This window comes from Cardiobacterium valvarum (assembly GCF_900460955.1).
Taxonomy (GTDB): Bacteria; Pseudomonadota; Gammaproteobacteria; order Cardiobacteriales; family Cardiobacteriaceae; genus Cardiobacterium; species Cardiobacterium valvarum.
Window position 1 is genome coordinate 2,608,767 of record NZ_UFUW01000001.1, and the last position, 12,162, is coordinate 2,620,928.

Here is a 12,162-nt window from a genome sequence, read left to right on the forward strand (position 1 = left end):
CCCTACGTGAACCCGGTATTTACACCGCTTGGTGCCTGCGTGGGCAATTCATGTCACCTTATGATGGCTTGACGGCTGTCCCGCTTGGCGAGGTATTTTCTGTGTTTGTGGTGTCGTCGTCGGCGGGTGAGGTTTGTTCTGTGCCAGCAGTGGGCGGTTCGATACCGGTGTCGGCTTCGGCACTGGCGTCTTCCGGGGTGTAGCCGTCGTAGGCGTGTTCGAGGTCTTCTTTGATGCTTGTGCCGAGATCGCGCGCTTCTTTGTCGAGGTTCATCACGCCGTCGTTAAGTTTTTTGATGTGTTCGCGCATGTCGGCTTCGTGCAGGATTTTGCGCATGTCGTCAAGGTCAAGTTCGCGCTCGATGTCGGCACGCACGTCGCTGAAGCCACGGCGGATTTTGCGGATGAAGATGAGCGCGCTGCGCACGACTTCCGGCAGGCGTTCGGGGCCGATGACGACGATGCCGATGACGCCGATGACGACGAGTTCCCAGAATCCGATGTCAAACACGGGGCCGCCTTAGTGGGTTTTTTCTTCGTCACGGCGCGCTTCGCCTTCGATGATGCGGCTGTCGGCGGCGGTTTTTTCTGCCTGGTGTTCGAGTTTGTCGGCGGGTTTTTCGTCTTCTTTCATGGCGTTTTTGAAGCCTTTGATGGCTTGGCCAAGGTCAGAGCCGACGCCACCGAGTTTTTTGGTGCCGAAGATGGCGATGACGATGATGAGGACGATGAGTAGTTGGATCGGGCTGATTCCCATTGGGTGCTCCTGGTTTGGGGTCTGGGGATATGGTCAGCCCCTCACCCGCAAGCGGGCAAGGGGCTTTGTTTGCCGTTTAGCTGTGGGCGGCCTGTACGGCGGTGATGGCGATGGTATAGACGATGTCGTCCACCAGCGCGCCGCGTGAGAGGTCGTTCACGGGTTTGCGCATGCCTTGCAGGACGGGGCCCATCGAGATGGCGTTTGCCGAACGCTGCACGGCTTTGTAGGTGGTGTTGCCGGTGTTGAGGTCGGGGAAGATGAAGACGCTCGCTTGTCCGGCGACGGGGCTGTTCGGCGCTTTTTGTTTGCCGACGGACTCGACGGCGGCGGCGTCGTATTGCAGCGGGCCGTCCACGAGGATGTCCGGACGCAGTTCGCGCACTTTGGCGGTCGCTTCTTTGACTTTTTCGACGTCTGCGCCGCTGCCGGAGGTGCCGGTCGAGTAGGAGATCATCGCCACGCGCGGCTCAATGCCGAAGGCTTTGGCGCTGTCGTTGGACTGGATGGCGATTTGTGCGAGGTCATCGGCACTGGGGTTGGGCACGATGGCGCAGTCGCCATAGACGAGGACTTGATCCGGCAGGCACATGAAGAAGACGGAGGAGACCATGCTGGCGCCCGGCGCGGTTTTGATGATTTGCAGCGGCGGGCGGATGGTGTTGGCGGTGGTGTGCACGGCACCGGAGACGAGGCCGTCCACTTCACCGGCTTCGAGCATCATCGTGCCGAGCATGACGCCGTCGGCCAGCGCGTCGCGCGCCTGGTCTTCGGTCATGCCTTTGGCTTTGCGCAGTTCAACGAGACGAGCAACGTATTTTTCACGTACGGCGTCGGGATCGATGATCTGGATGTTGTTTCCGAGGGTAACGCCCTGTTGGGTGGCAACGGCGCGGATGCTGTCCGGTTTGGCGAGCAGGACGCAGCGCGCCATGCCGCGTTCGGCGCAGATGCTGGCGGCGACCACGGTGCGCGGTTCGTCACCTTCGGGCAGGACGATGGTTTTTTGCGCGGCGATGGCACGCTGCACGATTTGGTAGCGGAAGGCGGCGGGCGAGAGGCTGACCGCGCGCGCGGTGCTGAGGTAGCCGTCGATCCAGTCGTCTTTGATACTGTCGGCGATGTACTCTTTGGTGTCGCGGATGCGCTGTTCGTCGTCAACGGGGATGTAGCGGTTGAATTTTTCGATGAGTTTGCTGATTTCCCAGCTGCTGGTTTCGAGGTGCAGCACCGGCAGGCGTGCTTCTTCGAGCAGCGGTTTGCACAGTTTCATGACGACATCGGAAGCAGGCAGCGGCCCGGTCAGCACGAGGCAGGCAAGGTGGTTGCCCGCTTTGGCGCTGATGGTGGTTGCCATCAGGGCGTCGTCGCGATCCGCCGACAGGAAGATGCAGTTGCCGGGTTGCAGGAAGTCAGCAGCATTCGCCGGGGTGCGCGCAAAGAGGACGTAGTCATGGATGCGGCGGGTAGCGCTTTCGCCTTCGAGCAGGATGCTCGCGCCGAGGTGTTGTTGCAGGTCGCTGACGCGCGGCGCACCGAGTTCGGGTTTGCTGGTGATGGTGCCGAGCAGGCGGTATTTGTCGCCGAGCGTGCTGGTGGCAATATCGGCGGCGCTGAGCGCGCCTGCGGCATTGATGTGGTTGATGATGACGCCAAGCAGCTGGTTCTTGCCGATGTTGCCGGCGGCGTAGTCGAGCTGGTTTTCCAGGCGGGCGATGCTGCTGGTGCGCGCATCGGCAAGGAGGATGACGTCGGCATTGAGCGCACGGGCGATTTGCCGGTTCACTTCGTTGGCGTAGGGCACGTTGGCGGTTTCCAGCAGGCCTTCCATGACGACGACATCGGCGTCACCCTTCGCGGCTTCGAAATTCTGGATGACGGTTTCCATCAGTTCGTCGAGGTTGCCCGCATCCAGCGCCTGCTGCACGGTTTCGGGGCGGATGGTGAGGCTGTCGTCGGCAGTGGTGCGCGCGGAATGGCGCAGAACGCTGCGGCTGTGGTCGATTTCCTGCCCTTCGACGTCGTACTGGATGACGGGTTTGTGGAAGCCGGCTTTGATGCCCTTGCGGTCAAGGGCGTGGTAGAGTCCGAGGACGGCGGAAGTCAGGCCGATGCCCTGACGGGTGGCAACGACCAAGATTGTTTTTGCCATGATTAAATCTCTTACTTTAAAGACTATCAATTATCTTTGAATGCACTATAAGCTTTTGAAAATTTATTTTTCAGCCTTTCCGCTTTGTCAGCAAAATAAGATTCCAATGCCTCTTCCCCCCCCCTCGGCAAGTTTTTTTTCCATTCTTTTTCTTAAATAGAATTGCATTATTGCAGTACCGACAATACCTATTACAAAAGCAATTAGATAACCAAATGAAGATGAACCCCCAGAAGAAATTCCATAATGTGTTGTTGGCATTTCAAAGTTATCAGCAACTTGAAGTTCGGAATCTTTGATTAATTCATCGTACATTTTTTCATTAACGCAAGGCAGAATGACTTTATTCTTTTCAAGGATTTGATTTGAACAGATGTACGTTGTGCCATTGTGGGCTACGGTAAAGGCAATTTCTCTAGCCATAATTAAATTTCCTTTTAAGGTTTAGTGAATGAAACTTGGTTTTATACGCTGAGTGCGTCGGTATCGCGGGCGATCATCAGCTCTTCGTTGGTAGCGATGACCCATACCGGTTTGCTGCCGCTTGCGGCGATGTTGCCTTCTTTGCCCCGGAAGGTTTCGTGGTTCTTCGCGCTATCGAGTTTGAAGCCGAGATATTCAAGCAGGGCGATGGTTTTTTCGCGTACCAGCGAGGAGTTTTCGCCGATACCACCGGTGAAGACGATGGCATCAGCGCCGCCGAGGCCGACCATCTGCGCAGCGATGTGTTTGGCAAGGCGGTAGCAATAGACCTCCATGGTGCGGATGGCCGCCGCATCGCCCTTGGCATAGGCTTCTTCGATGGTGCGGCAATCGTTGGACATGCCGGACAGGCCAAGCAGGCCGGACTGTTTCCACAGCATGTCGTCCACTTCTTTCGGGCTCATGCCCATTTGCCCGGTGAGGATGCCGAAGATGGCGGGATCAACATCGCCGGAACGGGTGCCGTGCACCACACCTTCCAGCGGGGTGAGCCCCATCGTGGTGTCCACAGAATGGTCGAAATCCACGGCAGCGACGGAGGCACCGTTACCGAGGTGGGCGACGACGGCTTTCGGCTTGGCGATGCCGAGTTTTTCCGGCAGCTGGCTGGCGATGTAGCGGTAAGAGGTGCCGTGGAAACCGTAGCGGCGGATTTTGTTGTCGGTGTAGAGCTTGTACGGCAGCGCGTAGAGATAGGCGCGCTCCGGCATATGCTGGTGGAAGGCGGTGTCGAAGACGACGACCTGTTTCAGATTGGGGAAGACTTCGCGCGCAGCGTCAATACCGGTAACGTGCGCCGGGTTGTGTAACGGGGCGAGGCGGATGCAGTCCACAATCTTGTTGCGCACATCGTCATCCACGAGGACGGATTCGGCGAAATATTCGCCGCCATGCACGATGCGGTGGCCGACCGCCTTGATTTTGTCCATCAGCCCTTCTTTGTGCAGTGCGGCAACGATGTGGCGCAGCGCTTCCTGGTGCGTACCGGGATCCAGCGTTTCTTCGAGTTTGTCGCCCTTGGCGTTCTTGATGGTGATGTTACCGACGCCGCCGACACCGAGGCGCTCAGCGAGGCCTTTCAGCGCCTCGTCGCCGTTCTCCGGATTGATGACGGAAAATTTCAGGCTGGAAGAGCCGCAGTTCAGGACAAAAATGTAGTGGGACATGATGATTTCCTATGAATGACTAATGGATGAAAACCGCACGATTTTAGCAGAAACGCGACGGGGCACGGGGCGGCGCTTTATGGCAGGTATCAGCCGCCACCGCTTTCCTGCTGCATGGCGCGGCGCAGGATGGCGTTGAGACGCGCCTGGTAGTCGCCGCCCTGTTGACGCAGCCAGTGCAGGATGTCGCTGTCGATACCAATGGTGAGTTGTTCGCGGCGGCGGAAGTGTCCGCGCCGCGCCTGCCGCCAGAAATCGTCGCCCAGTTCGGGGATGTCGCTGGTGTCGATGTCGCGGTCGTCCATAGCAGCGAGTTTGGCCAGCATGGCTTCTTGTTCCGGGGTAAATTCGGGGTATTCGCCGTCTTTAATGATAAGTACGCCCATAGTAATACTCCTGTTCTTTTTTGGTGGCATGGCGTGCCGAGATAATGCGGATGCAGGTCATTGTATCTGTCTCTACAACAGTATGAGCAACCAAAACAACGACTTGCCCTTTAACGATACCGATAGTCTGCCAGCGCCACTCGCCACCTTCTATGCGGTCTTGCACCATTTGATGTAGCGGATCAAGGAAAACGGTAGAGGCCATTGTGAAATCTATGCTGTGTTTACGGATATTGATGCGCTCTTTTCCATCATCCCATTCGAATCGGTAATTCATTCATGCCCCTGCCACTGCATATCCGCTTCATCCAGCAGGCGGCGGGCGGTGGCGATAGCCGCTTCGCAGTCAGCGCGGCTGCCATCGAAGCCGAGTTCGCTTTCAAAATGCAGTTTCGGCAGGCTGGAAACCGCCACTTGCGGGTGCCGCTCTTCCAGGATCTGCATGATGGGGGAGAGGCGGCTTTCCGGCGCGAAGACGTCGAGAGCGAGATAGCAGCGCTCACGGCTGAGGTAGCGGTAATCGTGATCCAGCACCCACTGCATCATCGGTTCAGCCATCTGCGGGAAGCCCGGCACGCAGTGGATGTGCCGCAGGCTGAAGCCGGGGATGTTGTTGACCGGGTTGGGGATGAGGCTGGCACCCTGCGGGAAATGGATGAGTTCGCGCCGTGCGGCGGTGTATTCGTCTTCGCCGTATTTGGCGCGCAGCAGGGCATCGCCTTCGGGGTGATAGGCCAGCGGCACGTCGCAGGCGGCGGCGACGGCCTGACGGGTGCGGTCGTCCGGCGTGGCGCCGATGCCGCCGAAACTGAGAACGGCTTCGTTAGCATCCAGCGCGCGGCGGTAGTGGCGGATGAGGGCATCGCCGTCGTCGCCGAGGTAGTGCACGGCATGCAGGCGCAGACCGCGCGCGTTGCAAGCGGCGAGGGTATTGACAAAGTGGACGTCGTTGCGGCGGCCACTGAGGATTTCGTTACCGATGATGAGGATTTGCAGGCGTTCAGGCTTCATGATGGGGTTCCGGGTGAGAGGGAGGAGAAGGTGGCGCGGCGGGTTTGAGGGCGATGCAGATGACGCCGGCGACGATGAGGGCGACGCCCAGCCATTCGCGCGCACTGAGGCGTTCGCCGAGGAAGAGAGCGGCAAAGAGGGCGACGAAGACAACGGAGAGCTTATCCACCGGCGCGACGTGTGAGGCATGGCCGAGTTGCAGCGCCTTGAAATAAAAAAGCCAGGAAAGGCCGGTCGCCGCCGCCGAGAGGCCGAGGAACAGCCACTGCCTGCCGCCGACGGTGGCAAGCGGCTGCCATTTGCCGAGGTAGCTGACCCAGAGGGCCAGCACGAAAACGATCATCACCGTGCGGATGAAGGTGGCAAAATCGCTGTCGATGCCTTGCAGCCCGCTCTTGGCGAAAATGGCGGTGAGGGCGGCGAAGAGCGCAGAGAGTAGGGCGTAGAAAAACCAGTTCATGATAGGGGCGCACACAGCGCTTCATGCCAAGTCTCCATTCCTTTCTCGCTGGCAAAGGCCATGCCCCCGTTGTTGGTGACTGTCTTACTCATAAAAGCTCCCGCAATGTCGCTAAGCGGACATCTTACACCCGCGCCCCGCCGCTGAGGCGGCGCAGTAAAAAAACGCTCATCCCGCCGCATGGACGGCAGGCTATAATCCGTCGCCTTCTCTAACCACAGGACAAACCATGAAAAAAAGCATCCTGCTTACCCTGCTCACGCTTGCTGCCGCCGCACAAGCGGACGACGCCGTCATCAGCAAAAAACTGCACGATTTCGGCCTGAAACAGGTGGAAATCAGCGCCAGCCCGGTGAAAGGCCTGCGCAGCGTCGTCACCGAACAGGGCATCTTCTACGCCAGTGAGGACGGCAAATACTACCTGCAAGGCAGTCTGGTGGAGCTGACCGACAAAGGCCAGCCGCTTGACCTCAGCAATGCGCCACTGCTCGGCAAACTGGAAGCGCTGAAAGACGAAATGATCGTCTTCCCGGCCAAGGACGAAAAATACGCCATCACCGTCTTCTTCGACACCTCCTGCCACTACTGCCAGCTGCTGCACAAAGACATCGCCAAGTACAACGAACGCGGTATCACCGTGCGTTACCTCGCCTTCCCGCGCCACGGCATGAACAGCGGCATCGCACGGCAGATGGAAACCGTCTTCAACGGCGAAGATAAGGCAAAACTGCTGGATGATCTGGAAAATGGACGGAAAGTTGCCGAAACCCCGGTGAATAAAGTGCGCAAACACTACCAACTCGGGCATCAGTTCGGCGTGAACGGCACCCCCGCCATCATCACCCCGAAAGGTGCACTGATCCCCGGCTACGTCAAAGCCGATGAGATGCTGAAAACCTTGCAGGAAGAAGCGGCTTCGTCCTGAGGCCGCCCACCAGACATAACATGCCCCGCCTGCCCACCCTCCTCCTCAGCCTGCTGCTCACCGCCTGCACCGCGCCGCTACCGCTGGCCACACCGCAGGCGACTGCGCCCGCCGAACTGCATTACCGCGCCCATGCCGCCGGTGAGGGTGACAGTCACATCATCGGCCACTACCACGCCGGGCAATGGCGCTGGATACAGACCTCTCCGCTGGGCGCACCGCTGGCGCGGCAAACCTACGACGGTGCCGCCTGGCACAATGACGGTTTCCTGCCGCCGAACCGCCGCGCCCGCACCCTCTTTACCGCCCTCATGCTGCTGCACGACCCTGCTGCCTATCCGCAGATCCGCAAACAGGATGATGACTACTACTACCGTGACCACCGCTGGCTGCACGTCGCCCGGGAAGCGCAGGGCTACCGCCTCAGTACCGCCGCCGGCGACTGGCACATCGAGCCGCTCACCCCATGATCCATCTGCATCGCCCCGGCCTCATCAGCGCCCTCGGCAACGGCATCGCCGCCACACTCACGACCCTCTATGATCCCGCCGCGCAGCCGCTCACCTATGAAGACGACTGGCTGCCCGGACGCCGTCTCGCCGTTGGCCGCTGCCCCACGCACGATTGGCAGCCGCTGCCCGCCGATCTGCCGCCTGAACACCATACCGACAACAACCGCCTGCTCTGGCAGGCGCTCTGCCAGATAGAGGACACCATCCGTGCCGCCATCGCCCGCTTCGGCGCCGAACGCGTTGCCGTCGTCCTCGGCACCTCGACCAGCGGTGGCGACGCCAACCGTGCCGCCCTCGAAGCGCGTATAGACGGCATGCCGTGGGCGGAAGTGGGCTTTTCCGTCGGCAAACAGCGTATGTCCGCCCCCGCCGATTGCGCTGCCGCCGCTTATCGCCTGCGTGGCCCTGCCTATGGCATCTCCACCGCCTGCACCTCCGGCGCGCGTGCCCTCATCAGCGCCGCACGCCTGCTTGCCAGCGGCGCGGCCGATGCCGTCATCTGCGGCGGCGTCGATACCTTGTCAGCGCTGACCATCCACGGCTTTGCCGCCTTGGAAGTGCTTTCTGCCGACCGTGCCCGCCCTTTCACCGCCGGACGCGACGGCATCAACATCGGCGAAGCCGCTGCCGTCTTCGTCGCCAGCCGCGAAGCGCTTACCGCTGACACACAAATCCTCTACGGCTACGGTGCGAGCAGCGATGCCTACCACATGTCCTCACCGCGCCCCGACGGTGCGGGCGCCATCGCTGCTATCCGCGCTGCGCTCACCTATGCCCGGCTCGCGCCGGAAACGATCGGCTGGCTCAACCTGCACGGCACCGGTACCGTGCAGAACGACCTCATGGAGGCACAAGCCGTCGCCGCCACCCTGCCGCATACAGCCTGCACCTCCACCAAAACACTCACCGGCCATACCCTTGCCGCCGCTGGCGCGCTGGAAGCCGCGCTGTGCTGGCTGCATACCTCACGCTGCGACAATCCCGACGGTCGTCTACCCGACGCGCGCTGCCCCGCCTACGACCCCGCCCTGCCGCCCATCCATTTGACCGACGGTAGCAGCCGCTTCCCCGCCGGATGCCGCCTGGCATTGAGCACCTCCTTCGCCTTCGGCGGCAACAACGCGGCACTGATTATCGGCGAGGCGTAAGCGGTTATTCGCCCGTTTCTAGGCTGTTTGCCGTCTGCATCAGGCGCACGCTGTCGTTCCGTATTTCTGCGTTGTGGATGGTCTCAAGCAGGGCAGTAAAGCTGGCGAAGCCGTATTCTTGATAGGACCAGCGCGAGGCGAGATAGGTTTCCAGCGCGTGGATTTTGGCCCAGCCGTCCTTGTTGCGGAATTTGGGCATGGCGTCGTTGCTCAACAGTTTGAGCAGGTCGCTGTAAGGAATGCGGCGGCAATACATCCGGCTGGCGTCATCGTGACGGAATTGCAGACCGCCTAGTGCCTTGAGCAGGCTGGACAGTTTGTCGTAGCCGAAGCTGCGCGTATCGAAGTCCGGCTGGGTTTGCCGCAGGTAGGTACCAATGTGGCCGACAAAGGCCCAGCCCGTAGCGTCGTCGATGCAGTCTTTGACGGCTTTGTTGAGCAGCTGACGCAAGGCCTCGGTGATAGTTTTGCGCACGGGAGGTGCTGTTGCGGCGGTTGCCGCCGTGCTTTTATCGCCTTCTTCTGCGGCAGTGGTTTCTTGCAGGTTTTCCAGATAGAAAAAGCGGTCACAAGACTGGCGGAAGGCTTCCGGAGTATTGCGTCGTCCAAAGCCGTACACGGTGAGGCCGTTGGCGCGGATACGGGCGGCCAGCGGGTAAAATCGCTATCGCTGGACACGAGGCAGAAACCGTCGAAAGTGCCGCTGTACAGCAGATCCATCGCGTCGATGATGAGCTTCATGTCGGTGGCGTCTTTGCCGGTCGTGTAGGCAAATTGCTGCACCGGCATCAGTGCATGGCGCAGTAACACGTCTTTTTTCCAGCCCTGCGGTTCTGGACGGCTCCAATCGCCGTAAATACACTTGACGCTGGCAATGCCCAGTTTGGCGATCTCTGCGAAAAGGCCGGAAACAGCCGCCGCAGAAGCATTATCCGCATCAATAAGGACGGCGAGTTTGTCCTGTTTTTCCGGGCTATTCATGCCACACCACCACGTCTTCCAGCGGCGGGCGGAAGCGTTCCGGCGGGGTGAGGGTTGGCGTGCCGAGCGAGATGAAACCGAGGATGTCATCTTCTGCCTTAACGTTGAGGTGAGCCTTGACGTCGGCATCGCTTGCCGCCCACGGGGTCAGCCAGCAGGTGCCGTAACCCAGCGCGCTGGCGGCAATGATGAGGTTCTGGCAGACGGCGCCGCCGGAGAGGATTTGTTCGTAGCGCGGCACGGTACTGATCGTGTTAAGGCGGCTCGAAACCATGATGAGCAGCGGCGCTGCGCGGACAAAGCCGGTTTTTTTCGCGGTCAGGCCTTCGTCAGCATCGGGATATTTCCATTGCCAGATGCCGAGCAGGGTTTGATAGAGCGCTTCCTGCGCCGGCTTTTTGAATACGTCCAGCCGCCACGGGGTGAGATTGCCGTGATCAGAAACACGGGTTGCAGCGCGCAGGATGAGTGCCAGTTCGTCAGCGTTGGGGGCAGGATCGGCGAGTTGCGCCGGGCGGGGCGAATTGCGCCGTAAAAGCAGGTCAAGCGTCGGGTTCATGATTTTTTTGTCTCGGTTGGGGAAATGAAAAACGCCACAAGGCGTGGCGTTTATATCGGGGAGCGGAAGAATCAGCTGCCGAGGTGCAACAACTGCCAGACAACGGCCAGCACGGCAATCAGCAGGGCGATGCCGCCGATAACGATGGAGATGGTCGCGCGGCGGTCGCTCTCAGCGAGACGGTTTTGCAGGTGCTGCATTTCTTTGCGCTGCTTTTCAATATCGGCAGTCACGCCTGCTTTGCCTTCGTCGGCAGCGCGCTGCGCTTTTTCCTGGGTCAGCGTGAGCTGACGTTCGAGGGCATCAATGCGGCGGGTAATTTCCGTGGTATCCACATAGGTGACGGCAAGCGGAATATGCGCCTGCTGCTGCGGCACGGCGGCGGGAGCGACGTAAGACGGCGTGACCACGTCGAAATCGGGCTCGTCCACCACGCTGCGCACCGGCGGTGGGGCAGAAACGGGTTTCTGCGGCGGGGGCGGCGGCGGAGCGGGTTGCGCTATAGGCTGCGCGGCAGGACGCACACGGTCACGCAGGGCAGAGAGTAGATGATCAAGCCGGCTGGCATCGGCAGGTTTCGGCAGATAGCCGGTTGCACCCGCATCACGCGCTTTCTGCCGTGCTTCTTCAGAAATGTCGCCGGAATACATGATGACCGGCAGGTCATGCGTTTCCGGATCGGCGCGCAGCCGCGCCAGGCCTTCGTAGCCATCCAGGTCGGGCATCATGATGTCCATGAAGACGATATCCGGCAGGGTGTGGCGGGAAATCCAGCTTTCGCCATCAATGACGCTTTCGGCTTCAACCACGTCAATATCGTATTTGGCCAGTAATCGCTTCAAAGTGAGGCGCGCGAGGCGGGAATCATCCACAATCAGGGCGGTTTTCAGCATAAAAATCAAATCCTCTCGTCCATAAAAAAACGTTAACGCATTGTATCACCAACCACCGCATTCCCGCATGGAAACCAGCGTGTTACCGGCGACGATAAAGTGATCCAGCAGGCGTACTTCCATCAGTGCTAATGCTGCCTCAATCCGCTTCGTCGCAGCGCGGTCGGCAGCCGATGGCTCGGTACTGCCCGCCGGATGATTATGGGCGAGGATGACGGCGGCAGCGTGATGATGCAGGGCGCTGGCAAACAGCTCGCGCGCGGGGATAGCGACCGCACCGGCTGCACCCGCTGCCAGCCGCTCGAAGGCGATGAAACCGTGCTGCTGATTGAGGAAAAGCACGCCGAAAGATTCCAGCCCCTGCCCCTTGAATTGCAGCAGCAGGAAATTGCGTACGTCGTCCGGCGAAGAAAACGACCACGATGATTGGCGCATCTCTTCCGCCATGAAGCGTCGCGCCAGCTCCGTAACGGCAAGAATCTCCGCCGATTTCGCCTTACCTAGGCCGCGCAACGCCTGCAAATCAGCGGGGCGACTGTTAAAGAGGCCAACCAGGCCACCGCGCGCTTTCAGCAAGTCTTGCGCAAAACGCAGCACATCCACGCCCTTCGCGCCGGTGCGCAGCAAAATTGCCAGCAGCTCATAATCCGCCAACGCCGCCGCGCCTTTCGTCAGCAGACGCTCACGCGGCATATCCGTTGAGAACGCATCCTCATCCATTACAATGAT

16 protein-coding genes and 1 pseudogene are annotated in these 12,162 nt (G+C 60.0%); 3 read left to right on the top strand and 14 right to left on the bottom strand.

The features are described 5' to 3' along the window. Positions 1-58: 58 nt before the first annotated feature. The 9 genes from tatB to DY250_RS12705 form a co-directional block, all read right to left on the bottom strand. Positions 59-511: a Sec-independent protein translocase protein TatB gene (gene tatB, locus DY250_RS12665; RefSeq protein ID WP_115612589.1), complete on the bottom strand. Its 453-nt coding sequence runs from the start codon at positions 509-511 to the stop codon at positions 59-61. Between the two features lie 9 nt (positions 512-520). After that, on the bottom strand, positions 521-757 hold the full coding sequence (gene tatA / locus DY250_RS12670) for a twin-arginine translocase TatA/TatE family subunit (RefSeq protein WP_115612590.1): 237 nt from the start codon (positions 755-757) through the stop codon (positions 521-523). 76 nt (positions 758-833) lie between these two features. Continuing rightward, positions 834-2,909 carry a phosphate acetyltransferase gene (gene pta / locus DY250_RS12675; RefSeq protein WP_115612591.1) on the bottom strand — a complete coding sequence of 692 codons (2,076 nt, stop codon included), beginning with the start codon at positions 2,907-2,909 and terminating at the stop codon, positions 834-836. Positions 2,910-2,996: 87 nt separating this feature from the next. After that, complete coding sequence (locus DY250_RS12680; RefSeq protein WP_115612592.1) at positions 2,997-3,332, bottom strand: hypothetical protein; 336 nt, start codon at positions 3,330-3,332, stop codon at positions 2,997-2,999. Positions 3,333-3,373: 41 nt separating this feature from the next. Further along, complete coding sequence (locus DY250_RS12685; protein ID WP_172542433.1) at positions 3,374-4,561, bottom strand: acetate/propionate family kinase; 1,188 nt, start codon at positions 4,559-4,561, stop codon at positions 3,374-3,376. 86 nt (positions 4,562-4,647) lie between these two features. Then, on the bottom strand, positions 4,648-4,944 hold the full coding sequence (locus tag DY250_RS12690; protein ID WP_115612594.1) for a BrnA antitoxin family protein: 297 nt from the start codon (positions 4,942-4,944) through the stop codon (positions 4,648-4,650). Beyond that, complete coding sequence (locus DY250_RS12695; RefSeq protein ID WP_115612595.1) at positions 4,925-5,221, bottom strand: BrnT family toxin; 297 nt, start codon at positions 5,219-5,221, stop codon at positions 4,925-4,927. The genes DY250_RS12690 and DY250_RS12695 overlap by 20 nt, the downstream gene beginning before the upstream one ends. After that, the gene (locus tag DY250_RS12700) at positions 5,218-5,955 is read right to left on the bottom strand and encodes a competence/damage-inducible protein A (protein ID WP_115612596.1); all 738 of its coding nucleotides are present in this window, start codon (positions 5,953-5,955) and stop codon (positions 5,218-5,220) included. The genes DY250_RS12695 and DY250_RS12700 overlap by 4 nt, the downstream gene beginning before the upstream one ends. Continuing rightward, positions 5,945-6,415, bottom strand: a complete 471-nt coding sequence (locus DY250_RS12705) for an EamA family transporter (RefSeq protein ID WP_218565602.1) — start codon at positions 6,413-6,415, stop codon at positions 5,945-5,947. Before DY250_RS12705 ends, DY250_RS12700 begins: the two co-directional genes overlap by 11 nt. A gap of 229 nt (positions 6,416-6,644) precedes the next feature. Between DY250_RS12705 and dsbC the strand changes: the two genes are divergently transcribed. Genes dsbC through DY250_RS12720 form a run of 3 tightly spaced genes read left to right on the top strand, consistent with a single transcriptional unit; the run spans position 6,645 to position 9,000 of the window. Next, positions 6,645-7,340: a bifunctional protein-disulfide isomerase/oxidoreductase DsbC gene (dsbC, locus tag DY250_RS12710; RefSeq protein ID WP_115612597.1), complete on the top strand. Its 696-nt coding sequence runs from the start codon at positions 6,645-6,647 to the stop codon at positions 7,338-7,340. A gap of 20 nt (positions 7,341-7,360) precedes the next feature. After that, positions 7,361-7,810, top strand: coding sequence for a hypothetical protein (locus DY250_RS12715; RefSeq protein ID WP_115612598.1), 450 nt, complete (start codon positions 7,361-7,363; stop codon positions 7,808-7,810). After that, positions 7,807-9,000: a beta-ketoacyl-ACP synthase gene (locus tag DY250_RS12720; protein ID WP_115612599.1), complete on the top strand. Its 1,194-nt coding sequence runs from the start codon at positions 7,807-7,809 to the stop codon at positions 8,998-9,000. The genes DY250_RS12715 and DY250_RS12720 overlap by 4 nt, the downstream gene beginning before the upstream one ends. A 4-nt stretch (positions 9,001-9,004) precedes the next feature. Here the strand turns inward: DY250_RS12720 and DY250_RS14660 are convergent, their stop codons facing one another. From DY250_RS14660 to radC, 5 genes and pseudogenes are all read right to left on the bottom strand, one after another. After that, entirely contained in the window at positions 9,005-9,619 is a 615-nt protein-coding gene (locus tag DY250_RS14660; RefSeq protein WP_245951135.1) for an OST-HTH/LOTUS domain-containing protein, read from the bottom strand. Positions 9,620-9,711: 92 nt separating this feature from the next. After that, positions 9,712-10,071 (bottom strand): annotated as a pseudogene (locus tag DY250_RS14665) (NYN domain-containing protein); the annotation flags it as partial. Then, complete coding sequence (locus tag DY250_RS12730; RefSeq protein ID WP_115612600.1) at positions 9,974-10,540, bottom strand: nitroreductase family protein; 567 nt, start codon at positions 10,538-10,540, stop codon at positions 9,974-9,976. The gene DY250_RS12730 and the pseudogene DY250_RS14665, both read right to left, overlap by 98 nt. Positions 10,541-10,611: 71 nt before the next feature. Beyond that, the gene (locus DY250_RS12735; RefSeq protein WP_115612601.1) at positions 10,612-11,433 is read right to left on the bottom strand and encodes a response regulator; all 822 of its coding nucleotides are present in this window, start codon (positions 11,431-11,433) and stop codon (positions 10,612-10,614) included. A gap of 45 nt (positions 11,434-11,478) precedes the next feature. After that, positions 11,479-12,153 (bottom strand): RadC family protein, encoded by a 675-nt coding sequence (radC, locus tag DY250_RS12740; RefSeq protein WP_115612602.1) that lies wholly within the window; start codon positions 12,151-12,153, stop codon positions 11,479-11,481. Between the last annotated feature and the right edge of the window lie 9 nt (positions 12,154-12,162).